Consider the following 26,356-nt stretch of genomic DNA (forward strand, 5'->3'; position numbering starts at 1 on the left):
ATAGCAACTAAACCCATTATATAAAATTTCCGGTTATTCTTCAGGGGGCAATTCAATCTTCAGTCCTTCCACATGCTTGCGACTCATCAGTTTGCGTTTCTTGCGGTTCTCTTTGGTCTCCAGCACAATGTCGAGGTCATAGTCACCCGGATATAGTTCATCTGCGGAGATGTGCAGAGTTAGACGTTTCTTATGAATTTTGACTTTACGTCCGCGCAGCATGACTCCGATATTTCCGCGACTGTCCTCCACATCACATACGATGCCTGACTGGTTCAGATAAGCTGCATAGACGCGATCCCCTTTTCGGAATGCTTTGGCTGGGGAAGCGGGTTCTAATGTTTCAGGCCGATCAGCTGATTGCTTTTTTGTTTCAGTTTGTACGGACGGGCTGACAGGTTTCGTCTTGTTCCTTGCTTCATTCCATTGTTTTTGTTCAACCGTGCTGTTTATGTGCGATGACGTTGAACTTACTTTAGGCACGGATGGAGAGGAGGTGGAAGAGACACTTTGCGAGACACCCTGATCTGAAATGAGCTTGGAGCGCTCAATAATACGCTGTGGCATACCCAATTTCAGTGCAATGGAATAGGCATAGCTGTCACCGGCTTCTCCGATCCGCAATCGATAAAGAGGTTGAAGAGAGACCGTATCAAATTCCATTCGTGCATTCTCAAATCCAGGCGTGGCTGCTGCAAAATGTTTGATTTCCCCAAAATGGGTTGTCGCGATAACGGTAGCTCCACGGCTGTGTAGCTCCTCCAGCATGGCGATCGAGAGTCCCACTCCCTCACCGGGATCGGTACCGGAGGCCATCTCGTCAATAAGCACAAGTGTCGATGAATCGGCTTGCTCCAGGATGCCAATCATGTTGCGAATATGTGCAGAAAAGGTACTGAGTGCTTGCTCCAGGCTCTGTCCATCGCCGATATCCACAGCAATTTCATGATATACGGCCATCTCGCCATCTTCATCGACAGGCACAAGCAGACCGGATTGCATCATCAAGGTAAGCAGACCCAGTGTTTTGAGTGCAACCGTTTTGCCACCCGTATTCGGCCCTGTAATGATTAGTGAGGAATACGTCTGACCAATTGCAAAATCAAGCGGAACCATGGATGCACCCATAAACGGATGGCGGGCATGATGAAGCCGAACCCGTCCATTGGCATTGACGCGCACAGTCCGTCCGTCCATGGTCGCCGCATATTTCGCTTTGGCGAACAGGAAATCCAGAATTCCTACCGTTTCCGTGTTTAGTGCGATTTCACGATTATAAGACTCAGCAAGGGAGGTTAAGTCACCGAGGATTTTCATCTCCTCCCGTGATTCCTCGGCTTGCAGTGAAGCCAGCTCCATTTGCAGACCTACTAATTCAGCAGGCTCAATATATACGGTTTGGCCACTTCCCGATTCATCCAGCACACTGCCTTTAATGTGTTTGCGGAATTCTTTCTTAATGGGCAGCACTGTTCTTCCACCACGTTGACTGATCACATTTTCCTGCATGATGGAGCGGTGTTTGCTTATTAGAGAATCAAGCTTTCGCTTCATACGTTCCTCATTGACTATCATTTTTTTACGAATACGTATCAGTTCCTTGCTCGCCTGATCCTGAATGCGTCCACTATGGATACAGCGTTCAATCTCACTCAGCAGGGATTCCATCCATATCATGGATGAAGCGTAGCGACTAACTGTAGGGGCCACTTCGGATTTGCCCTCCATGTATTTCATAAGCTGTGCGCAGCTGCGAAGAAATTGGGCGAGATGGCTGAAATCACGTTCCGTAAATAAATAACCGGTACCTAGCAGATCCATAATGGTCTCCATGCCATCCAGTGATGGAATGGGCACACTGGCGCCGTTACGAATCAAAGCTGCCGCTTCAGCGGTCTCTTCCAGACGCATTTGAATCAGAGAAGCGTCCACCATTGGCTTCATGTCTCTTGCATAACGTTTGCCCAAATAAGATAGGGCACAGGCTGCAACGTTTTTTTGAATTTGGGGATAACCCAGACTGGTTAACGTTTTTTCATTCATGCTTGATCTCTCCTTGGATATAAAATGGAATTTCGGTTAAAGCGAATATATTCCCGAAAAACGCAAAAAGGGCGGAGAATGAACAAACGTCATTCTCCGCCCTTAACGTACGGGAAAGTAGGGCCCGTTATAGGTCTATACAAAAAAATCCACGCTGAACACAGCGCGGAAATAGACCCGGACACGTACAATCCCGGAGGCGATTTATGATATCCGCTGTTCTTAACTAAGTACAGGGTAATGGCGCATCATGAAATACACGTATGCCACAAGGCACAAGTGAATCGAAGGCCAAACTCCTGAATATGAAACTTGTTAGTTAAGAACGCTCACCGACATCAAAATCTCTCCTTTGATTGAGGAATATGCAACTAATATAAACTGGAAATTGCTTTGAAGTCAACCTTCAATAATAAATAGTGGACTTGAATAACAATGGGTTTTAAAATAACAATAGTAAATTAATCCAATGAAAGCGATATTATACATACGTTTTGCATAAGTACGGGAAGTGATTCCGAAATCGTTCTCGTTTAAATCACGCAAAATGCACAAAGGAGGATGCTCTTTTTGCCTAAATACCTGCTGCGTTTGCTCTGTTTTACCATGATACTCGGAGCCCTTCCGGTCATTGTTATTGGTTCGGTCTCCTATTCTATTGCCTCAAGTGACATTGAGCAGAAGGTGCGGGAGAGTAATTTGCAGATTCTGCATCAGACCCAAATGCGGGTAGAGCAAGTATTGCGCAGCCTGCAATTATCGTCCATCCAGTATGTGAATTCTCCACTGGTATTACAAGCGATGAAAAAACCGCTGGACAGCAGCGAATTTCAGGAAATTCGAGATCTGACTTCCGGATTTAATAATTTGCAATCGGTTACAAATATCGATCAGGCTTATCTCGTGAATCTGGATGAAGACTGGGTTGTATCGATGCGATCTTTCGGAAAATTGGATGATTTCAGTATTCGGGACCGGATTGGTTCCTATTTGAAATATACAAACAGCCTGTTTTGGGTGACGCAAAATGTGAGTTCAACCAAAGAAAGTATACCGGTATCGGCCGGAGTCGGTGAAGCGGCACAAGAACAAGCGCCTACCCTTATTTCATCCGACAATGTGGTCAGCATGGTATTCAAGATTCCGATGATACCAACGAATGTGAAACCAAAGGGGTTTCTGGTTATAGACATAGCCGATACAGAGCTAAGTACATTTCTAAGTCGAAATCCGAATTCAGGGGATATGTACGTCCTTGATCGGGAGCAGAAATATTTTCTCAACGATACAGAACAAGACGGGAAATACGACACGCTGAATCAGGAAATCCACGAAAAGGTACAAACGACGGGACAGTCGGAGGGTTTTTTCAGCGCAGAGGTGGAAGGAAGCCAGGTGGCGGTTAGCTACAGGCAGTCCCCACTTAATGGCTGGTTGTATGTATCTGTTGTATCGCTGAGTCAGATAACCGCCCAGTCGCAGAAAATTGCATTGGTTACAGGTGTGGCTACGCTGGTCATGTTATGTTTAACGGGACTAGTAGCCTTTTATGGCAGTCGCAAGATGTACTCTCCCATTTCCAGACTTCTGCAGTTTACGAAAGGACTGGATTCTCCAATGGCTCCGTCGGGACGCCGTCAGGATGAATTTATATACATTGAAGAGCAATTATCGACTTTGTTCAGTTCGGAGAAAACGATGCGTGAGCAGATGAAGGGCCAGCATGTTCATTTGCAGGAATTTTTTATGACCAAACTGCTTACAGGCAAAATATCGGAAGATGACTTCAGATATCAGGGTCAGTTATACGATTTTCCAGCCTCATGGGCTAGACTTGGGGTACTTACACTTCAAATTGACACCCTTGAAGGGACAAGGTATGAAGAGCAGGACCGGGATCTGCTGCTGTTCGCGTTAAACAATATGGTCGCTGAACTGCTGCCCTCTGAGATTCGGTTTGCACCTGTTATGGTTGATGACGCCCAAGTTACGGTATTGGCATCCGTGTTGGATGATGAAGTACAACTAAAAGAGTGGATGCACACTCAAGCGGAAATGATCCGTGAGCGGGTCGTGACCTATCTGAATCTGCCTGTAAGTATCGGTATTAGTCGTTCCTATTCTGCAATAGGTGATTCGCCACGGGCTTACCAGGAGAGTCGTGAGGCTCTGCAAGGTAGGGTAAGTCTGGGCAGCCGTATTATTTTGCATTACGAGGATATTCAGCCGCGCGGACAGACGGAGGCAGCGTTATATACACAGCTCAGGATGATTGAGGACCAGTTAGCTTCTGCACTCAAGCAAGGGGACGAGGAGAAAACCGATGCGTACTTTAAGCAATACCTCAGTCTGCTCGCAGACAAGAAGCTACACTTCAGCGAATACCCGGTTATCATGGTTCAACTGTTGTCCCGTGTGTATCAGCTTGTACAGGAGCAGGGTGGGAATGTTGCGGAAGTATTGGGTGAAAAGGCCTCCATGGCTCGATTGCTGAAGTTGTCCACATTGGATGAAATGACGAACTGGTTCCGCAAATGTTTATTTCAACCCGTCATTCGATTCTGGCGCGAACAGGAAGAGTCTCAATATTTGAATATTGCCCGGCGCATGATTCGGCTGATCGAGGAGCGATATGATCGCGAATTGTCGCTGGAAGCTTGCGCAGAAGAACTGAATTTTCATCCAGTCTATCTGAGCCGTGTGTTCAAGAAGGAGGCTGGCGTGAACTTTACAGAATACCTTGCCGAATACCGGATGGAAAAAGCCAAGACCTGGCTGCAGACGACCAACCTGAAAATATCGGAGATTGCCGAGAAACTCAATTACACGAACCCTACCGCTTTTATCCGTACATTTCGTAAAATTACGGGAACTACCCCCGGAAAATACCGGGAGCAGCAGCGATAAAAGCAACCTGCTCTGCCTGCCATGGCAGGCAGGTTTTTCTTTGTTTTTGGGCCATTCTTTGTTCTGTGTTCGGAGCAGAGTTAAGACGGGAATATCGAAGGTTAAATGTGGTTCATTCAGGGAAGCGATCCAGAGTTACCAATGCCTTAAACCCTTGCTGCATAAGGGAAAACAAGAAGCTAAAACGAGACGATAGCCAGTTACCCGTTTATCCTCCACAATGAAGACATGAATTCAGGAAGTGATATTTTGTAATCGTTTCCAACGTGGGGAGGAAGACACTATGAAAGCCGAAACGGCGGCTCGAACACGACCCGCTACCCGCAGTGACAAAAACCTGCTGTGGAGGGACATCATCAAAAACCGGTGGCTCTATATTATGTTGATACCGGGCGTGCTCTACTTTGTTATTTTCAAATACATACCCATGTACGGCATTACGATGGCTTTTCAGGATTACACGCCATACAAGGGCATTCTGGGCAGTGACTGGGTAGGGTTCAAGCACTTCCAGCGTTTCTTCGGGGAACCGCAGTTCTGGACCTTGTTCCGGAATACGTTTTTGCTAGCGATTTATAATATGGTGTTCTTCTTCCCGCTGCCAATTGTATTGGCACTTATGATGAATGAAGTTCGCCGTGAACGGTTCAAACGATTTGTACAGACGCTGGTATATGTTCCGCACTTTGTTTCCTGGGTTGTTGTGGTTGGTGTGTTCTACATGCTGTTCACAACCGAGGGTGGAGCTATTAACGAATTACTTTATAACCTGACGGGGCAAAAAGTGGCTTTCCTGCTTGAGCCTGGCTGGTTTCGAACGATGATTGTTGGACAATCCATCTGGAAAGAGGTAGGCTGGGGCACAATTATTTTCCTGGCGGCACTTTCCGGTGTAGATACACAGCTCTATGAAGCTGCACGGATGGATGGTGCCAATCGTTGGCGCCAGACTTGGCATATTACGCTGCCTGCCATTCGTAGTACGATCATTATTTTGCTCATTCTGCGTCTGGGTAACTTCCTGGATACAGGCTTTGAACAGATCTTCCTGATGCTGACGCCGACGAACCGGGATGTGGGTGAGGTATTTGATACCTACGTCTACACCAAAGGTCTCACACAGGCACAGTACAGCTATAGTGCTGCTGTTGGTTTGTTCAAGTCGGTGGTCGGACTGGCGCTTGTACTGGGTGCTAATACGATGGCCAAAAAATTCGGGGAGGAAGGCGTCTACTAACGCTTGGCAGCAGACGTTCTTCACCAGACAGGAGTGAACATTAAGATGCAACAGGATAAAACGTGGGGCAACCGGATTTTTGATATCCTCAATCATGGCTTTCTGCTTTTGATCGGAATCGTGACCGTTATCCCGTTCATTTATATTTTGGCCGTCTCGTTTACGAGTCCGCATGAAGTGGCCAAGGGAGGATTCATTCTTTTTCCGAAAGAATTCTCCCTCGCTGCTTACCGTTATATTTTCTCTACAGACACATTGATTCGCAGTCTGGGTGTATCAATCTACATCACCGTCATCGGAACACTGCTTAACCTGCTGTTCACGTCGCTGATGGCGTATCCGCTCTCCAGAAGATACTTGCGTGGACGTCAGCCGATCTTGCTGGGGGTACTGTTCACCATGCTGTTCAGCGGCGGAATGATCCCAACCTACTTTGTCGTAAAATCATTGCACCTGACGGATACATTATGGTCTTTGATGCTGCCTACCGCGATTAGTGCATTCAACCTGATCGTACTTAAGAACTTTTTCCAAGCCATTCCGGATGAACTCGAGGATGCCGCCAAAATTGATGGATGTAACGATGTGGGCGTATTGTTCCGAATTGTGCTTCCTTTGTCGATGCCAGCAATGGCTACCTTCTCTCTCTTTTACGCGGTGGCTCACTGGAACAGCTTCTTCAACGCCGTAATCTATATCAACGATAGTGAAAAGTGGCCTGTGCAGGTATGGCTGCGTGAAATTGTCATCCTGGCTCAGAGTAGGATCGGGGATACCAGTATCGAAGAGACCGAGATTCAGCCGCTTACCATTCGTATGGCCGTTATCGTGTTCTCCACGATTCCAATCATGCTGGTATACCCGTTCCTGCAAAAGCACTTTGCCAAAGGAGTGATGCTGGGATCGGTAAAAGGTTGAAATTACGCATGATTGTACATCAGAACGGGTTCATGACTGTATAAAAAAGGGGAGGTTTTCGTTTAATGAAAGCAACAAAAAAGAAAGCCGTAGCTGTCTTAAGCACATTGGCATTGGTAACAGGCCTGCTGGCAGGATGCGGATCGGATGAAGGTCAGGCTGCTGAGGGCGGCGTGCAGAACGTGTCCATTGCAATAGCACAGGTGGGCGACGTACCGAGCAAAGGTAATGAGGTTCAGCAAAAGATCGAGGCGTATACGAACACCAAACTGGACATTCAATGGATTCCGGCTTCGGCTTACAATGACAAAATTAATGTCATGATCGCATCCAGCGATATGCCCAAAATTGTGAAAGTGCAGTATAACCCAACCGTAACCAGTGCGATGCGTAACGATGTATTCTGGGAAGTTGGGCCTTTGTTGAAGGATTATAAAAATCTGTCTGCACAGAACGAGCGTTTCTTCGACAATATCAAGGTGGAAGGCAAAATCTACGGGGTACCCGTATTCTCTGATATTGCCCGAGCAACGGTGATTTACCGTAAAGACTGGTTTGATAAGTTGAATCTCAAGGTACCAACGACACCGGATGAATGGTATGAAACGATCAAAACGCTGGCGACCTCCGATCCGGATGGAGACGGTCAGGATAATACGTTTGGACTAATGCTTTTCAAAAAGTATAACGAGGATCAATATTCCTTCACTACACGTCTTGGCGTAAGTTTTGGTGCACCAAACAAGTGGAAGGTGGAAGATGACGGCAGTTTTACGCCGGAATTCATGACACCGGAATATATGCAGGTGCTGGATTTGCTGAAACGATTGTATAGCGAGAAATTGCTGAATCAGGACTTTGCTGTATTTGATTCCACAGAAGCGGAGAAGAAATATGATACAGGCGTTGTCGGCATGCGTATCGGTGTCGCCCAGAACGGGAAGAGCCAGCAAGAGCGTCTGTCCAAGAACGACCCGGATGGCGTAGTAGACATTGCAGGTTTGCTTGGTGTGAGTGGCGACCGTGTAGCGGGGCAGACGGGTAACTCCGGTATTCTGGCTTTTCCGAAAGCGACGGTGAAATCGGAAGACGAGTTGAAAAACCTGTTGTCTTTCCTGGATAAATTAATGGACCCGGAGATGGCGACGCTGCTGATGCGTGGCATTGAAGACAAACATTACAAGAAGGCTGGCGAAGACCAAGTGGAGATGAGCGACTTCGATGCATTCCAGCGTGAAGTGAAGCCATATCGTGATAACTTGCCTTACGTGGAAGGATACAATGTGCCGAAATTGAAAGATACCGAACTCGGTGAGAAGGGTACGGAACTTGCCAAAGAGCTGGCGGAACATGCTGTGCCAAACCCTGCATTAACCTTGTATTCGTCTACTTATGGCGACCGTGGGGCAGATCTGGATCAGATGATTGCAGATGCGCAGACCAAATATATTATGGGCAAAATCGATGAAAATGGCTGGAAACAGGAAATCGAGAATTGGGGCAATGCGGGCGGTACCAAAATTCGTGAGGAATATGCCGAAGACTACAAAAAACAGGCTAAATAAAAAGCCGGAAGCGGAGGAACATCATGAAAGAAACCCTGCAATTCACACCGGTACGGATGGCTGAACAGTTCATGGAAAGTTATCGCAATCATGAGCTGTATCCGACCTGGCATTATGAAAATGGTTGTCTGCTGAAAGCGCTGGAAGAGCTGTACACCCATACCGGAGAACAGAAATATTTCGACTACATCCGTGAACTGATGGATAATTTCATTCTGGAAGATGGCTCGATTCGCTCCTATGCAGTCGAGGAATATAACCTGGACCAGATTAACCAGGGGAAATCGCTGTTCATGTTGCTGGACAAAACGGGTGAAGAGAAATACCGTAAAGCCGCAGATTTGCTCATGGTACAGCTTAAGGGACAGCCTCGTACGAGTGAAGGCGGATTCTGGCACAAGAAAATCTATCCGTTCCAGATGTGGCTGGATGGGCTGTATATGGCAACGCCGTTTCTCACGCAATATGGTGCGGTTACTGGCGAGGAGAAGTGGTTTGACAAAGCGGCATTACAGCTGCTGCTGGTGGAGAAACGTACACGTGATCCACGCAGCGGTCTGCTGTACCATGCCTGGGATGAGAGCAGGGAACAGCGCTGGAGCTCGGGAGAAACTGGATGCTCTCCGCATGTATGGAGCCGGGCGATGGGCTGGTATGTGATGGCGGTAGTGGATACATTGGATCATCTGCCTGTAGATCATGAGCATCGCGGTCAGATTGTGGGGATTTTCGAACGTGTAGCGAATGCACTTGTACATGTACAGGACCAACAGTCCGGGTTATGGCCTCATTTGCTCGATCAACCAGGGCGTGAGCGTAATTATTTGGAGGCATCGGGGACCTCAATGTTTGTGTATGCACTAGCGAAGGGTGTACGTAAGGGTTATCTGAGTGGCAAGTTTAAAGCGATCGCAGAAAAGGGTTATCAAGGTCTGCTGCTGCATCTGCTGCAAACGGATCGTGAAGATGTATTGTCCCTGACGCAGTGTAACGGTGGGGCAGGTCTGGGCGGTACCCCGTATCGTGACGGGTCATACGAGTATTATGTGACTGAATCCATTCGGATAAATGATCCGAAATCGGTAGCTCCATTTATTTTGGCAGGAGTGGAAATGGAACTGGCGACACGCTAGTTCCTTTCTTCAGACTTATTTATGATAGCGCATTCATGGGGCATTTTGCATCAATCCAAGGAGCGACTTCAAATCAGCACAATATAGATCGGAACGGTTCAGTCCGTCTATATTGTGTACCCGTAGCGATTTAATCAAATGAGGCAAAATGTGAATAATTTGGTTATCTAAAGGAGAGATGGTTCATGAGTCCAAAAGGTCGGATGTCTCGTTTAGGCGGATTGGTCGTGGTTGGTGCAATGTCCGCTGGACTGCTTGCAGGGTGTGGGGGAGAGAAAGCGCCTGCGGCAGGGGAAGGCAAGCTTCCCATTTCGATTTCTTTGATGCAGGTTGGTGATGTGCCAGCCAAGGAGAACGGGATTGAACAAAAGATTGAGGAATATACGAATACGGATGTCAGTGTACAGTGGATTCCGCAGTCTGCTTTTGATGATAAAGTGAATGTCATGGTAGCTTCGGGTGAGATGCCGACCATTATGCGGGTGAATTATGTACCCACAACATTTAACGCAGCCAAAACGGGGCTGTTCTGGGAAATTGGACCCTACCTGAAGGATTATAAAAACCTGTCTGCCCAATCCGAGGCTTATTTTGACAATATCAAGATTGAAGGAAAGGTCTACGGGGTACCCAACTTCCGCGATATCGGGCGTACAGCCATCGTGTATCGCAAGGACTGGTTCGACAAGTTGAAGCTGGATGTACCGAAAACGCTCGATGACTGGTACGAAGTGATGCGCTCCATTCGCAAGGATGATCCTGATGGTAATGGCAAGGAGGACACGTATGGAACGGTACTGTTCAAAAAGTACAATGAAGGCGTATCCTCGCCGCTGACACGAATCGCCGTAAGTATTGGTGGGGTGAACAAGTGGGGTGTGGACGATGCGGGTAAACTTACCCCTGAATTCCTGACCACAGAATATGTGGATACGATGAAGCTGTTCAAGCGTCTATTCAGTGAGGGATTGATCAACAGTGACTTCCCAGCGTTGGACCCTTCCGATGCGGACAAAAAAATCGACTCCGGTCTCGTAGCCATGAAGCTGAACGGTGTTGCTCAGAACGGAAAGTCGTTCCAGCAACGGCTGACACCAAATGTGCCTGATGGCGAGATTGATGTGGCCCCGTTCCAAGGACCGGATGGCATTCGAATTGCCGGGGAACCGGGGAACTATGGGATGCTTGTCATTCCCAAAGCTTCCGTACCGGACGAAGAACAGTTAAAACAGGTGCTGACGTTCCTGGATCAACTGATGGATGAACCACTGAGTACACTTCAGCTGCGAGGTCTGGAAGATGTGCACTATACGAAGACTTCGGATGGCAAGACCGAGTTCAAGGACTTCGACGGATACCAGCGTGAAGTGAAGCCTTATCGTGACAATCTGCTAAGCGTTGAAGGTTATAACGTACCTGAGCTTGTCGATGTACCAATCGGTATGAAGGGAACGAAGATGGCACGTGAAAATGAGCAGTATGCCATTCCAAATCCGGCGCTGACCTTGTCTTCTGCCATCTATACTGAGCGTGGCCAGGAGCTGGACCAGATGATCTGGGATGCACAGACCAAATACATTATGGGCAAAATCGATGATGCTGGCTGGGAGCAGGAAGTGGCGAACTGGAGAAAATCCGGTGGCGACCAGCTCATTTCCGAATTTGAAGCGTCTTATGCCCAGCTAAACGGGAAGTAATTTGAAGAACAAGCTGTGTTTTGCGTGAAATGACGTGAAGCAGGGCTTGTTTTTTTAAGTTCTTTTTCATCCCCGAGATTATGGTTAGGTAACAGAAGGGGTATAAAAGGTAAGGAGTATTTGTTCACATCCATTTTATTGCTCATCGAGAGGGGAATATACAGCATGATTGATGACCATCACAAGTTAGACGTATTAAACGTAGTAGATACATACCAAGGAAGAGATCTGGGTGTCACGATGGAACCACAAGCCTGTAGTTTCAAAGTGTGGGCACCTACCGCAAAGCAGGTAGATGTGCTGTTATCCCCGCCTTCAACAGGGGGAAGTCCCAATGAACAGAAGAATAAGGACGAACAGAAAGAAATACCTATGAACAAGCAGGATCAGGGCATCTGGACCCTGAAACTCGAAGGTGAGTGGAACGGTTATCGTTATATGTACAGAGCCACCTTTGAGGACGGACGGCAGGAGATAGCGGTTGATCCCTATGCACGAGCTGTGACCATGAATGGAGAAATGGGAGTCATCGTCAGACTGGAACAGACCCACCCGAATGGCTGGAATGAGGATATTCGTCCAGAACTGGCGAGCCCGGTAGATGCGGTCTTATATGAGCTGCATGTGCGCGATTTCTCGATCCATGAGTCATCCAGCATGAGGCACAAAGGAAAGTATCTGGCTTTTACCGAGACAGGTCTGCGCGATTCCAACGGGAATACACTGGGGATCGATCATTTGGCTGAGCTGGGAATTACTCATGTACATCTGCTACCGGTTTTTGATTTTGCGACAGTGGACGAATCGAAGGCAGATGACGGGACTTCCGATTGCTCACGTTATAACTGGGGCTATGATCCGCTCCACTACAACGTTCCAGAAGGCTCCTATGCATCCCGTGCAGATGAACCGGAGACAAGAATTCGAGAGCTCAAATCGATGGTGCTCGCCCTTCATGAGAAGGGTATCGGAGTCATTATGGATGTGGTGTACAATCATACGTTTGATACGGCAGCCAGTTCATTTGAGAAGCTTGTTCCAGGGTATTACTACCGTCAGAATCCGGATGGCACGTACAGCAATGGATCAGGTACAGGCAATGAAGTGGCAACTGAGCGCCCGATGGTGCGCAAGTTCATTATCGATTCCGTACGATACTGGGCAGAGGAATACCATGTGGACGGGTTTCGTTTTGACCTGATGGGTCTGATCGACACGACAACGATGAAAGAGCTCGCAGCAGAACTGCATGCCGAGGTTTCTCCATCCATTCTCTTATACGGTGAACCTTGGGGTGCGCTGGAATCACCCCTTGGAGATCAAATGACACTTAAGGGAGCACAGCGTGAAGCTGGATTTGCTGTATTTAATGATAACCTCCGTGGAGCGATCAAAGGGGATAGTGATGGAACGGGAACCGGTTTTGCTACAGGAGCGGAGGGAAAAGAAGACGATATTTGGACAGGCATAAGGGGAGCCATTACCGATTTTACCGCTGGCCCATCTGAAACGATTAATTATGTAACTGTACATGATAATCTCAACCTGTGGGACAAAGTCGCCCAGACACAAGGATTGCACGATACGCTGGGATTTATCACCTATAGCGAGGAGGGTCGTGTGAAAGGCAGCGCCAACGTGGAAGAGGCTGTACAGCAGGCGAAGCCGTATTTGCACGTTGACCCGGATCGCATACTGGAGAACGAAACGGTCCGGCGCTGTCTGCTTGCTAATGGCATCGTATTGACTTCCCAGGGGGTCCCATTGCTTGCGGCTGGAGATGAACTTCTGCGAAGTAAATTTGGCGATGCCAACAGTCATGAGAGTGGAGATTCAGTCAATGCCATTCGGTGGGAGCAAAAGCAGCAGTTTAAGCCTGTTTATGATTATTATCGTGGCCTGATCCGTCTTCGGCGCGAGCATCCTGCTTTTCGTCTTCGCACCCGGGAAGAGATTGAGCTCCATGTTCGATTGCTTGAAAAAGGAAAAGGGCTGTTGTCCTATGAACTGGCAGGAACGTCTGTGGGAGATTCATGGGGACGGATAATCATTATCTACAATGCTTCCAAAGAAACCCGTACAATCTCCGTTTCTTCAGGTACATGGAATGTGGTTGTAGAGCAGGGGCAGGCTGGCATCGAGACGCTGCGTACAGCCAAAGACGGTCAGGTTAGTGTTCCCGCTATATCCATGACCGTTATGTATTCAGGTGAGTGAACTTATTGCACCCTTTCTCCATTGTGGAGCGAGGGTGTTTTTCTTTTTACCATCTTTTTTTCATCAGGACAGGTACAAATGCTGTCAATCTATGGCGCTTGTTTACATATGCTGTATCTTGAAAGCGATTGCTGTGAGGATTTACTTTACATTCAATATGCTAATTGAAAGCCTCTGCTCAACCGATATGTTGAGTACAGACAACCCCGGGTTGACAAATGACGTCTCGCTCCGTAACATCGGGACAACACGAAATCAATGGATATAAAGGCGGTGGGAACGATGCCGGAATGGACATCTTTTCGTTATGAAGGCAACGATCTTGGCTTAACATATACGCGTACAGCAAGCACATTCAAGCTGTGGGCACCTACAGCTCAGCAGGTTTCATTACTCATTTTTGATAATGAGGGACATTATGATACAACTGGTAAAGTAACCGAACATGATGACGGACAGAAACGGTCGATGACCCGTGATTCGGATGGAATATGGAGTGTACAGCTTGAAGGGGATTGGGCCGGACATTATTATATGTATCACATTACCCATGATGATCAACATATTGCAGTGGCACCCGATCCTTACGCTCGTGCTGTATCGGCGAATGGACAGCGAACAGCCATCATTGACCTGGATACAACCAATCCAGTGGATTGGGAAGAGGATGTGAAGCCCGTATTTCTGCGTCCGGCAGATGCAGTTCTATATGAATTACATGTGCGAGACTTCTCCTCCGACCCCCATGCTGATATTCCATATAAGGGCAAATATTTGGCATTTACGGCTTCCGGGTTGACGGACAGAGATGGCAATTCCATCGGTGTAGATCATCTTGTCGAACTCGGCATCACGCATGTACATCTTCTGCCTGTAGCGGATTATCAGACGGTTGATGAATTGGCAGTGACAACGGACGTCGGCTCGAATGCCAAATTGCCATACAACTGGGGTTATGATCCGCAGCACTATAACGTGCCGGAAGGTTCCTATGCGACCAATCCGCGTGATCCTGCGATTCGAATCAGGGAATTCAAGGCGCTCATTCATTCCTTGCACCGACAAGGCATTCGTGTTGTGCTTGATGTGGTTTATAACCATACGTACAGCGTGGATGATGGACCTTTTGAACGGATTGTACCAAGTTATTATTACCGTTACCGTGAGGATGGCAAATTTAGCAATGGTTCGGGTGTAGGCAATGAACTGGCTACGGAGCGCCCTATGGTGCGAAAATATATTTTGGACTCTCTCCTGTATTGGGCAGAGGAATATCATGTGGACGGGTTTCGCTTCGACCTCATGGGGCTGATTGATACAGACACGATGAACGAAGTGACCCGCGAGCTGAGAGAACAGATTGATCCGGCTTTTCTGATCTACGGGGAGCCGTGGACAGGCGGAGATTCACCTCTGGATCGGAAAACGTTAAAAGGAACACAACGCGGTCAGGGATTTGCTGTATTTAACGATCATTTCCGCAGTGCTATCAAAGGGGATAGTGATGGGATCGGCAAAGGTTTTGTTACCGGAGCAGACGGTAAGGAGTACGAAATAGCCATGGGTGTAGCCGGAGCGCTAGATGATTTCACATCTTCACCAGTGGAATCCGTCAATTATGTAACGGCACATGATAATCTCAACTTATGGGACAAAATCGCAACAACGATGTACCTCAGGCATGATCTCGGTTACCCGGTATGGAGAGACGGGCAGCCTGTAGAAGGAGGCAGTGCAGAATCGGCGGTTAAAGCGGCGGACCCTTATCGTTATGTCGATGCGGATGATGTACTTGATCATGAGATGGTTCGACGTTCCTTGCTCTCAACAGGGATTTTGCTTACCTCACAGGGTATTCCATTTCTTCATGCAGGAGATGAGATGCTGAGATCCAAAGCAGGAGATCACAATAGTTATCGCAGCGGGGACGCCGTGAATACGATCACTTGGGCTAACAAAGCTCGATTCAGACCTGTTTTTGACTATTATCGTGGCTTGATTCATCTGCGTCGCACACATCCGGCCTTTCGAATGATTAACGCCGAACAGGTAAGGAATCATCTTCGCATGATGCGAGCAGAAGGAAATGTGGTTGCATTTACACTGGATCACGGAGCGAATCAGGATACCTGGAATCAGATCGTGGTAATCTACAACGGAACGGGTCAGCAGCAGCAAGTGAGTCTGCCGGAGGGTGATTGGCATATTGTTGTGAATGATCACCAAGCAGGTACAGACCTCATTGAGACGGTGAGCGGGAACGCAATGGTAGAACGGTGGTCGTTAATGGTACTATACGACACGGAATATGCTGGTGGTACTGAACCGGCTGTGATTGAGATTCATTCGCCGCGTCTTGTGTACAGTGCCGGAGAGATTGCTGGTTTGCGAGCATCAGTCAGAGACCGTTTTGGTAATGTAGTGGAAAATGCATCTGTGACCTGGAGCTCTTCGAACCCACAGATTATTGCGATTCAATCCGATGGGACAATTCATATGGGGGAGATTGGGGAAGCCACGATCAGCGTCCAATGTGGCACGATTACCACAGAGTGTACGCTGCAGGTTGATCACCTCCATCCGGAACGAATTGAAATTATTGGGGAATCTGTAATGTACACGACACGTGTCAGTCGATTCCGCGCCTTGGTTCTGGATCAATTCGGCCAGCCTCTGCAAGGTATGAATATACGGTGGAGCTCGTCTAAGGTGGATCATGCAGTGGTTAGTACAGCAGGAATTGTGCGTGCTTTAACACCAGGGTCTGCCCAGATTACCGCGGAGGCTGGAGGGATTCAGGCATCGCTGAATGTCAAAATCCACAAACCAATTTCGCGAATTGTCACTCTCCGATATGAACGGGAAGATCAGCATTATGAGGGATGGGACGTCTGGGTATGGGGCACAGGCATGGAGGATGGAGCTGTCCCATTTGAGCGAGTGGGTAATGCAGCAGAAGCCCGTTTTCGGGTGGCTGCAGGACTGCATCATCTAGGCTTAATTATTCGGTTGAATGAATGGGAAGCCAAAGATACATGCGGAGATCGTTATGTTGATATCGGTCCTGAAGACGGAGATGTGCACATTATCGTTCACAGTGGGTCGGATCAAATGCAGGTTATCCGTGAAAGTGATGATGAGGATGATCGTAACAGCGCATAGCTGGCTAAGTTATAACTTCATACAAAGGTTGAAAAGTATAGGCTTAACAAGCGGTCGGAAGGTATTCCGGCTGCTTTTTTGTTCATTAGAAAGAACCTTTTTCACCAGAAAAATAAAAAAACTGCACATGTTAGTGTTTGAGATGGTCTTTCATTGGGGTAAATATAGATATGGCCCCAGATTCGGCCACGCACGAAAAGGCCATTCTGGTCTAAAAGAGAAGCTTACGGCTTCCTAACAAATATAAGTAAGGATCCCTTGAAGGAGGATGTTCAATCATGAAATCCAACGGAAAAATGGCTCAACTTACGGCAACACCAAGAACTGAAAAGAAAGGTGCAGCATTGCGCCTGTTAAGACAAGGCGGACGTGTTCCGGCTGTCGTTTATGGCCCGGGATTAGAAGGTGCCGCGATACATGTAGATGAAAAAGAAGTGCTGAAAGTAGCACGTACAGGTCGCTCCGAGATGTTCAACCTCAATCTTGAGGGTGGCAAAACGGTTCCAGTGCTGATCAAGGATCAGCAGGAACGCAACGGACGTCTGCTGCACGTGGACTTCCTGCAAATTTCGAAGAATAAACCGATCAGCGTTAGTGTATCGATCGACTTCCAAGGTACCGCAGCCGGCTCCAAGGCAGGCGGTGTGTTCCAGACACAGGAAACTCAACTGGAGGTCGAAGGACTTCCGGCTGATCTGCCAACCTCCATTGAGGTGGATGTTAGCGGACTGGAAATTGGTGATCGTTTGACAGCTGGAGATATCAAGCTCGATAAAGGTCTGACTCTGGTGACGTCTGGTGATTCCATCATCGCTTCCGTGATGCCGCCACAAGCGGCTGAGGAAGAGCCTACGGCTTCTGCTGATGAAGCAGCACCGGCAGCACCAGAAGAACCAGCTAAAGAAGAATAGGGAGTTAGAATATTTATTATTCTGTATCTCAACCAAGCCCGGTCATCACGACCGGGCTTTTTTATATTGGAAATGGACAAGTGGAGTCGCAGGAGATGCGCGATAATGAATGTCGTTTTGACTTATGAAAGATTGCTACATAGTCGCGTTATTCGGTATGATGACGGGGAGCTGTTTGCGTGAAACAACGTTACAGTATACTATGATTCGGAGCAGCAACAATTCACTTCGGAATAATTTGCATAAGAAAGCAGGTTTCACAACATGTTTGATCCGACGATTTATGACAATTTGAAAGTAGGCTTCGAAAATTACCTATATGATCTCGATAATTTGGATGAACTTATTTCCATAACGGATCGGAAGGATCAGCTTGAGTTGGCCCGTATGTCCAGAGAGTTGGTGCTGCAATTCTGCCTGCGAGATTGCCCTGACGTAACAGGCGAAGTGGTACTGAACACATCGCTTGAGGATCTCGCGGCTGAGATTCTGGAGACACCAGGAGTTCTACCAGGTTGCCGTTTGCGGTTGCGGTTCAGAATGGTTGTTAGGGAGCCTGAGACTCAATGTCCTGCAATTAGCTCCATATTACAAGAGAGCTGGCCGGAACAACGAAAATTGCAGCATATTCATTATATATTTGAAGATCAGCCAGCAACTTATGCAATCACAGCTGAAGTACATTTTGACCGCAGTGTGAATGAAGATCAGATGGGAGATATCCCTGATCTGTGCGATCATATGGTCAATGTGCTGACTAAATTATTGCAATTGCACAAATAAACAAGCGAAAAAGTCTTGTCTCTGGTCCAAGAGACAAGACTTTTTTTTATTTTTTTTGAATGCTAAATAGGCTATCAGGCGTAGGTATAAGGACTTGAGGTTAATATTTTACGCAAGCAAGTAAGAGAATGTATATTTAATAAGCCGAATAAGTGCGATTGAACTATATACATAAGGTGAAATTGCGAAAATAAGTTTGGGACTAAAGATTTAGTACCGGACTAAAGGAACTAGTTTTCCTTGCCGATAAAATATCGAAGGGGAGAAACTACATGACAGAGAAATTAATTCGTCTTCTGCGTATACTTCAGGCTATACAAGCGAATCCCGGAATTTCCGCCAAAGAATTGGCGTTGAAATGCGGTACAACTGTGCGCACGATTTATCGCGATCTCCGAATTTTGGACAGGGTTGCCCCTATCATGAATGAAGGTTATGGCAAGGGGTATCGGTTCATTGGTGAATTTGCCATGTATCCTCTGGATTTTACCGAACAGGAAGCGATAGTATTCTCCATGCTTCCATCCGTGGTGGATACTTCGCAACTCCCGGCTGAATTTGATTCAGCCTTTGACAAGGTGATGACAGCCCATACGAAAATGAAATCGAGAAACAGTGACATTGTAGAAAATATTGCAGGCATTATTCGTATGGGTACACCTGCATATCGGGAAGAAGGGAAGTATCCCAACTTGCTTATCCCGGTCATTGAAGCCATTCTGGATCAACAAACGATTCGAACCCAATATCACACGCTTACGAAAAATGAAATAACGGTCCGCGACATTGACCCCTATTACCTCATTCCGCGCGATCAGCGTTTCTACTTGATTGGTTATTGCCACTTGCTGCAGAAAGTCCGTTTGTTTCGGATCAGTCGCTTTCTGGACGTTATACAGACCAATACCCATTTTGTTATGGGTGATTTCAACATAACGCAGTTCATGAAAAACACATGGTCCATTGATCGTGGGGATAAACTTATCCATTTCAAAGTAAGATTCACTGAGAAAGTGGCCCCCTACATAAAAGAAGAAGAAATGTTTGTTCGTCCACGAATGACAGATACGCCTGATGGCGGATTGTTATTTGAAGTTACGCTGAACAGTAGTCGTGAATTCCTGAAATGGTTATATCAATTTGGCCCCGAAGCGGAGGTCCTTGAACCCCGCGAATATCGTAAAGAAATTCGTGAACAACTCATAGAGTGGATGAAACATTATGAGGAAGATCAATAATTCAACCCAACTAAATTTAAAAATGTGTAAAAGGAGCTTTTGTGATGAGTACCAAATTATTTGCAGCCATGTATGGAATGGAGCATTATCATGGTGTAGAAGCTTTAAACGTAGGCGATTTCCTGTTTCTGGTCAAAGACCCCGACAATCGGTTAGACTCTCGAGCCATCAAGGTAGTAGTTCCCCCCATTGGGACGGTTGGATATATTGTTAATAATCCACTGCTCGCTCCTCACGGCTGCTGGACTGGCTCGGGAATTTATGATGCTTTCCGCCAACAAACATGCGCTAAGGTGAGATTTGCCATGAAAGATATGATTATTGTGGAGTTAATTGAAATGATGTATGTTCCTGTTCCGCATATGGATAGCTTTATTGCAGACTGGCAGTCACGTGAAAAAGCTTAACAAAAGTACAGCCTATACAAGATTTATCCTCGGATAAGTTTTGTATAGGCTGCTTCAAGATGCATGGCTGTCCGGGCCCAACTGAACTGTTCAACTGCACTGGCACGGCCAGCTTCTCCAAGCGAAAGAGCGAGAGAAGGATTGTCTGCCAGTTTAGACAGGTAAGCAGCGAAACTTTGGGGGTTGTGATACTGTCTTACAAGGTATCCATTACTCCCCGATACAATGATTTCACGAATGCCTCCATTGTCTGAAGCAATGACGGGTAGTCCTGAAGCCATAGCTTCAACATTAACCAGCCCGAAGGCCTCATGTTGTTGGGAAGGACACACCAGGCAGTCCACAGCCCTGTACAAACGGTCAATGTGCTCATGGGCGATCTGACCTCGGAAGGTGGCATCAACCTTTAATTTTCGGATAAGCTGTCGCAGCTTGCGGACGTAAACTGGAGGTCCTTTACCTGCAATGATCAGTTGCACGGATACCTGCTGCTGAATAAGAGCTACGGCACGAATCAGTACATCCACACCTTTGCCGGGAATTAGTCGGCCTACATACAGAATGGAGAATGGCCCTGTGATACCGAACTGCTTCCGCAGAAGCTGCTGCTCTCCTTTAGCTGCAGGCAAAAAACGGCTTAGGTCCACGCCCAGTGGTACAACACCCATCCGTCGTTTTAAGGATGGGAATCGGCGACCCAGCCTTTGTCTGAGGGATTGACTATTAACGGCAATCCAATTCGCTTTTTTTAACAGCGCTAATCTTGCTGGTCCTGGTTGTGCAAAGGTTAACGAATGAAGATAGAGCACCACAGGTAACGTAGGGAAAGCGCGTTTAATTGAAGCCATACTATGAGGTCTGTTGTCTACCTGAATAAGATCGAAGGGTTGGATTTTCAGAAAACGGATCACTGCCCTCGTGTACTCGCTGGGGCTGGTTGATGGTACACGACGGATCACTATGCCATCTATTTGCTCTGTAATGGCAAGACCGGGCATCTGACGGCTTATGATCGTCACCTGGTGACGGAGAGCAAGTTCACGAGCAATGCCGAGGATGCAGATTTCGACTGATCCGTTACCTGGGACTGGCAATTTTTCAGGCGCTATCAGGGCTATTTTCATCAACAGTTTCCTCCTTGTCCATATTCGCAACAATCTATCTTGGTCATATATCCTATGTGCATCGGGTGGATTTGGCTCCTGTAGAACTGCGCGTGAGGGTAAATTTCGTTTTTGTGATATACTGTACGGGATGCAATGAAATCGTTGCGCGTATTTAGAAGCAGGAGGAAAAAAATGTTACATTCAACACTCAGCCGCTTTCGACTGCTGTTGTGGTTGCAGGGGCTTTCATATGTACTTTTGTTATTTGTTGCTTTTCCATTAAGAGAATCAGGGATCATGCCAAAGGCAGTCACGTGGTTTGGCAACATCTATGGCTTTTTATTTCTGATGTATTTATTATTTATGGTGAGTCTGTATACCACGCAAAAATGGCGTTTGCGTCGTCCAATTGCTTTGTTTTTTATCTCGTTTATCCCACTGGGTAATTTCATCTATGATTTGCTGGTCTTTCGCAAGCTGGACCGCAGACAGTCAAATAAAGCTTGACTTTGCTTATCGTTATGAATATGATGAGAACAGATTATTGAACCTGTTTCAACTTAAAACTAAATATTCCTGATGTTAAAGGGGAGTAGCTTTCACAGTAAAGTCGTCAGTTCGGGATTACATCCCCGGCTTTATTGGCAGCAATTTTGTTGTTAGCGAGACCTTTACCAAGTTTTCATGCTGGGTAAAGGTCTCTTTTCGTGAATATAAAGGACCTTACCAGCGATGGTAAAGGTCCTTTTTTTTGTACATCATAAGGATAAGGATACTAAGGAGGAGTAAAATTTGGAGTTATCGTTATTATTGGAGTATGGGTGGGTTCTTGTCGTCTTAGTAGTCCTGGAGGGGTTACTTGCCGCGGATAATGCATTGGTTCTTGCCATTATGGTTAAGCATTTACCTGATGATAAACGCAAAAAGGCGTTGTTTTATGGTTTAATGGGAGCGTTCATTTTCCGATTGGGGTCACTATTCCTCATCTCGTTCCTCGTGGACGTATGGCAGGTTCAAGCAATTGGTGCCCTGTACCTGTTGTACATCTCCATTAACCACATTGCCAAAAAGGTGTTGGGTAGCCGAAACAAAACAGATGAAGCGGCTGATTCCGCTCCAAAAAAACCAAAAAAACAATCTGGTTTCTGGATGACTGTATTCAAGGTGGAAGTGGCAGATATCGCGTTCGCGGTCGATTCCATTCTCGCAGCTGTGGCGCTGGCTGTTGCATTGCCACCAAGTGGTTTGCCTCCGATCGGCGGACTTGACGGTGGACAGTTTATCGTCATCTTCCTCGGCGGATTTATCGGCCTTGTCATCATGAGATTTGCGGCTTCCTTCTTCGTTAAACTGCTTCATTCCCGTCCAGGACTTGAAGTTGCAGCCTTCGTTATCGTTGGCTGGGTTGGGGTTAAGTTGGCTGTGATTACACTTGCACATCCTTCACTGGGCGTTCTGGATGAGCATTTCCCGGAAAATAAAATTTGGAAATTTGGTTTCTACATTGTGCTGATTACGATTGCGGTATGTGGTTGGTTCCTGTCCTCCAAGGTGCCTGAAAAAGAAGATGAAAATCCTGTGGAAGAATTGGAAAAACAAGCAGGGAAATGATAAGATACAAAGTCAAATCTGTCAAAACATGTACCATCAATAATCGATATATAATCTCATAATATGCTTGAGTAAGCAGGGTCTGTTCCTTACAGACCCTGCTTTTTTTATATAAGTTATTAGCACGAATTTAAATCTAATGCATATGCAAAATAGGGAATTTTCCAAGAAAAGGGTTGACACATCGAAACGAGTCCGCTTAATATAAACATAATATTGATGAAGGGAGGCCGAGAGATATGATGGTTGGTTATGATTTGAAATCCACAAAGTCACTACGAAGCACAGACACAATTGTATATCCAGTTCATCGTCTCTTTGGCCTCATACGGGCGACATAGGGGAAGATGCATATCGTTTATCCTTGGAACGTTATTAATCGATATGCTACTCTCGGCGTATATTGCAATGGAGAACAGACGCGGCATGTTCATGCTGATTTTGTTTTCTGTTATTGTCATGAAGAAGTCACGGGCGAACTGTCCGTGGCTTCTTTTTTTGTTGTACTTAAGATGGATATGGAATTCGGAATAACGTTAGGTTCATTTTTGAAAGTGAACCGAAATAGCTGAACGTACAGGAAGGAATAATAAACATTTATGAATACACAACCTAATTTATTTACGAGTCAAAATGAACTCACAGGAGGCTACCGACATGAAGTCAAATTGCCTGCTGGTGATTTAACGGTATATGCGGCACAACAGCTGTTCTCGTCATTAGACTATAAGGTGTTCGAGATGGCGAACAACAATCTTCAAATCCCGGGAATTTCCTATATGAGCTATACGCCTGACGTGCATGTCGGTGTAGGTACCTGCATTGGCACAACAGCGGTATGGGATGCCAAGAGTGGTTATGTATCTCCATCCATCGTAGGCAGTGATATCGGCTGTGGTATGCGGGTACATATGACCAATTTGCATAAGGACGACCTGAAAGACGTGAAGTTGCGCCGTAAACTCGTAAAAGCCATTGAGAAAGTGCTGCCGATGGAGGCAAATCAGCGCGGTCATTACTCGGACATTCGTTTGGAGCATATTGTGCGAAAGGGTCTGCACGGATTACCAAAAAAATATATCCCGGATAGCTATACACCGAAAAAATCAACTTCCATTACTCATGTAGAGAGCAGCAAATTTGCCTTTGATGAGGAAGTGCTGAACCTGGTACCGGATATGACTTGGCATCGGGCTCATCGCCAGTTAGGAACTTTGGGTGGAGGCAATCATTTTGCCGAGATTCAAGCGATAGAGATTGCCGAGGAAAATCGCAAGATTGCGGAAGCTTGGGGTCTGTACGATGGACAAATTGTTGTCATGATTCATTCCGGCTCCCGGGCCTGGGGCGGGTATGTAAGCCAAACCAGTTCATCAGCCATTGCGAAAGTGATGCAGCGAAATGGTCTGGGGACATCCGATCCAAGACTGGTTTTTGCTCCGCTTGAACATGCGGAAGGTCGCCATTACGTCAATATGATGTATTCTGCGCTGAATTATGCTGTGGTGAATCGCCATCTGATTGCTTATGCTATTCGCGAAGCTTTTCGGGATGTGTTTGGTCCAAAATGCGAATTCCGTACCCTCTATGATTTGATGCACAACTATGCATGGGAGGAATCCCACGTGGATCAGGGCTCTGTCTTTGTACACCGCAAAGGAGCTACACGTGCATTACCTGCCGGTCATCCCGATAATCCGAAGCCGTATCTGGCAACAGGTCATCCCGCACTTATACCCGGTTCAATGGGAACGGCTTCGTATATCATGGTAGGTCAACCCGAGGGGAAGGATAACTATTATTCGATCTGTCATGGAGCAGGACGCATTCGGTCGCGCACAGCAACAAAGCGCCTGGTTACTGTGGAGGATTTTGCCTCGGCGCTGGGTGTGGGAACTGAAGATGAGATTGTGGTGAACCAGCGTTCACTTGAATCCATTATTGATGAATCACCGCAAGCTTATAAAAATGTCGATGAAATTATTGATAGTGTTACCGGCGCAGGTCTGGCTCAAGTTGTAGCCAAATGTAAACCACTTGCCGCTGTGAAGGGAGCTAAGTAATGACCATAGATAAAGAACAATTGAATCATAATAGAGTCATCTATTCCTACGAAGAGCAACAAGACAGTCAAATCCGAAACGAAGGCTATGCCATATACGCCCGTTTGATTCGCGGCATCATTGAATCGCTTGGCAATCGATACGGTGTTCGTTATGAGCTTTATGCCAGCGATGATCCAAACAGTGAATACTGGGATCTGCTAAAGGAAGATCTGCAAAGTAACAGCACCGAAGTGGAATTGGTTGCCCGGATTTTCGAAGATCTGGAGCTGCGTACACTGCATTATGAGGATGATGGAGATGCACCGACATATGGTGTACATTATTCGATTCGCAACAATGTATTTGCCTATCCCCAGTGGGGCGTAGCTCTCGTCCGCATTCCTTTCTTCCGGGAGAATGGGATATACAATGAGGATTTTGTTTTTGCTACAGGAGAAGAGGAATTGAAGCGATTTCTGGGCAGTGTAAGGGAACGGGAACGGCAGCAAAATATGAAAAAAGTCACGGTGTACACGGATGCCCGCAATGGCAGTGACCGTCATGTCGAATCGATTACCCGCTCTGTCGGGCGGGATGAGGTCGTGCTTTCTCCGCAAATCAAACAGGATATTTTCCGTTCGTTGGACCAGTTTTTCGAGGCGGATCGTTCCTTTTATCGAGACTATGATATTCCTTACAAACGTGGCATCCTGCTGTACGGCCATCCTGGAAACGGAAAAACGACCCTCGTGAAATCCATTGCAGGAAGCATTCCGGGGCCAGCAGCATATTGGCAAATTACCGAATACACAAACAGTGAATCGGTGCGTGAAGTGTTCGAAGCAGCCAAACGTTTGGCTCCCATGGTACTGATTATTGAGGACATCGATTCCATGCCGGATGAAGTGCGATCCTTTTTCCTGAATACGTTGGATGGGGCAACGTCTAAAGAGGGCATCTTCCTAATTGGCACCACGAATTATCCGGAGAAAATAGACCCAGGGCTCATGAACCGTGCCGGTCGGTTCGATCGGGCTTATGAAATACCGCTACCGGACGAAGGACTGCGCCTGCAATATTTAAATCAACGCGGCTTTGCTGTCTTTGTAGGGGAAGAAGGTACGCTGGAAGCTGCACGATTAACGGATACCTTTTCTCTTGCTCAACTTGGAGAGTTGTATGTCAGTGCAGCGCTGGAATGGCACCAGAATGGCCGGACGGACATTGTGCAGATCATTCAGTCAATGCGAGGAGAGCTGGACAAGAGTCATAAGCATAACTGGCTGACCCAGCCAGGCAAGGGGCGTGCAGGTTTTTATTAATCGAATATTACCTTTAAAATATTCTCACCTCAATTGGTTATACTAAGGCTGTCT

Annotated in this window: 18 protein-coding genes; 16 read left to right on the plus strand and 2 right to left on the minus strand. The window is 46.8% G+C overall.

Features of this window, described 5'->3' with window-relative positions:
* Positions 1–33: 33 nt before the first annotated feature.
* A complete protein-coding gene (locus ACR1R9_RS03020) occupies positions 34–2,043 on the minus strand; it encodes an endonuclease MutS2 (RefSeq protein WP_433921794.1) in 2,010 nt (669 codons plus the stop codon).
* A gap of 570 nt (positions 2,044–2,613) precedes the next feature.
* Here ACR1R9_RS03020 and ACR1R9_RS03025 point away from each other — a divergent pair.
* From ACR1R9_RS03025 to ACR1R9_RS03080, 12 genes are all read left to right on the plus strand, one after another.
* Entirely contained in the window at positions 2,614–4,950 is a 2,337-nt protein-coding gene (locus tag ACR1R9_RS03025) for a helix-turn-helix domain-containing protein (RefSeq protein ID WP_433948824.1), read from the plus strand.
* A 283-nt stretch (positions 4,951–5,233) separates the two neighbouring features.
* The gene (locus tag ACR1R9_RS03030) at positions 5,234–6,187 is read left to right on the plus strand and encodes an ABC transporter permease (RefSeq protein ID WP_063566889.1); all 954 of its coding nucleotides are present in this window, start codon (positions 5,234–5,236) and stop codon (positions 6,185–6,187) included.
* A 45-nt stretch (positions 6,188–6,232) separates the two neighbouring features.
* Positions 6,233–7,105 carry a carbohydrate ABC transporter permease gene (locus tag ACR1R9_RS03035; protein WP_024633116.1) on the plus strand — a complete coding sequence of 291 codons (873 nt, stop codon included), beginning with the start codon at positions 6,233–6,235 and terminating at the stop codon, positions 7,103–7,105.
* Positions 7,106–7,170: 65 nt separating this feature from the next.
* A complete protein-coding gene (locus ACR1R9_RS03040; protein ID WP_099856847.1) occupies positions 7,171–8,670 on the plus strand; it encodes an extracellular solute-binding protein in 1,500 nt (499 codons plus the stop codon).
* A gap of 23 nt (positions 8,671–8,693) precedes the next feature.
* On the plus strand, positions 8,694–9,803 hold the full coding sequence (locus ACR1R9_RS03045; RefSeq protein ID WP_433921791.1) for a glycoside hydrolase family 88/105 protein: 1,110 nt from the start codon (positions 8,694–8,696) through the stop codon (positions 9,801–9,803).
* A gap of 185 nt (positions 9,804–9,988) precedes the next feature.
* A complete protein-coding gene (locus ACR1R9_RS03050) occupies positions 9,989–11,500 on the plus strand; it encodes an extracellular solute-binding protein (protein WP_083678768.1) in 1,512 nt (503 codons plus the stop codon).
* 165 nt (positions 11,501–11,665) lie between these two features.
* Positions 11,666–13,717, plus strand: a complete 2,052-nt coding sequence (gene pulA / locus ACR1R9_RS03055; RefSeq protein WP_433921788.1) for a type I pullulanase — start codon at positions 11,666–11,668, stop codon at positions 13,715–13,717.
* Between the two features lie 282 nt (positions 13,718–13,999).
* Positions 14,000–16,879: a type I pullulanase gene (gene pulA / locus ACR1R9_RS03060; RefSeq protein WP_433921787.1), complete on the plus strand. Its 2,880-nt coding sequence runs from the start codon at positions 14,000–14,002 to the stop codon at positions 16,877–16,879.
* Positions 16,880–17,157: 278 nt separating this feature from the next.
* Complete coding sequence (locus tag ACR1R9_RS03065) at positions 17,158–17,790, plus strand: 50S ribosomal protein L25 (protein ID WP_076287804.1); 633 nt, start codon at positions 17,158–17,160, stop codon at positions 17,788–17,790.
* A 264-nt stretch (positions 17,791–18,054) separates the two neighbouring features.
* A complete protein-coding gene (locus ACR1R9_RS03070; protein ID WP_326066143.1) occupies positions 18,055–18,573 on the plus strand; it encodes a hypothetical protein in 519 nt (172 codons plus the stop codon).
* Positions 18,574–18,845: 272 nt separating this feature from the next.
* Positions 18,846–19,811, plus strand: a complete 966-nt coding sequence (locus tag ACR1R9_RS03075; protein WP_175383367.1) for a helix-turn-helix transcriptional regulator — start codon at positions 18,846–18,848, stop codon at positions 19,809–19,811.
* Positions 19,812–19,855: 44 nt separating this feature from the next.
* Positions 19,856–20,218, plus strand: a complete 363-nt coding sequence (locus ACR1R9_RS03080; protein ID WP_433921786.1) for an HIRAN domain-containing protein — start codon at positions 19,856–19,858, stop codon at positions 20,216–20,218.
* Between the two features lie 23 nt (positions 20,219–20,241).
* Here the strand turns inward: ACR1R9_RS03080 and ACR1R9_RS03085 are convergent, their stop codons facing one another.
* Positions 20,242–21,342: a glycosyltransferase family 4 protein gene (locus ACR1R9_RS03085; RefSeq protein WP_076287807.1), complete on the minus strand. Its 1,101-nt coding sequence runs from the start codon at positions 21,340–21,342 to the stop codon at positions 20,242–20,244.
* 174 nt (positions 21,343–21,516) lie between these two features.
* Here ACR1R9_RS03085 and ACR1R9_RS03090 point away from each other — a divergent pair, with 174 nt between their 5' ends.
* The 4 genes from ACR1R9_RS03090 to ACR1R9_RS03105 all read left to right on the plus strand — a co-directional run bounded on the left by ACR1R9_RS03090 (position 21,517) and on the right by ACR1R9_RS03105 (position 26,302).
* Positions 21,517–21,831 (plus strand): DUF3817 domain-containing protein, encoded by a 315-nt coding sequence (locus ACR1R9_RS03090; RefSeq protein ID WP_175383365.1) that lies wholly within the window; start codon positions 21,517–21,519, stop codon positions 21,829–21,831.
* Positions 21,832–22,116: 285 nt separating this feature from the next.
* Complete coding sequence (locus ACR1R9_RS03095) at positions 22,117–22,935, plus strand: TerC family protein (RefSeq protein ID WP_433921785.1); 819 nt, start codon at positions 22,117–22,119, stop codon at positions 22,933–22,935.
* A 599-nt stretch (positions 22,936–23,534) separates the two neighbouring features.
* Entirely contained in the window at positions 23,535–24,998 is a 1,464-nt protein-coding gene (locus ACR1R9_RS03100; RefSeq protein ID WP_180287148.1) for an RtcB family protein, read from the plus strand.
* Positions 24,998–26,302 carry an AAA family ATPase gene (locus tag ACR1R9_RS03105; protein WP_433921784.1) on the plus strand — a complete coding sequence of 435 codons (1,305 nt, stop codon included), beginning with the start codon at positions 24,998–25,000 and terminating at the stop codon, positions 26,300–26,302. The genes ACR1R9_RS03100 and ACR1R9_RS03105 overlap by 1 nt, the downstream gene beginning before the upstream one ends.
* The last annotated feature ends 54 nt before the right edge of the window (positions 26,303–26,356 follow it).

Source organism: Paenibacillus taichungensis, from assembly GCF_050994985.1.
Classification (GTDB): domain Bacteria; phylum Bacillota; class Bacilli; order Paenibacillales; family Paenibacillaceae; genus Paenibacillus; species Paenibacillus taichungensis.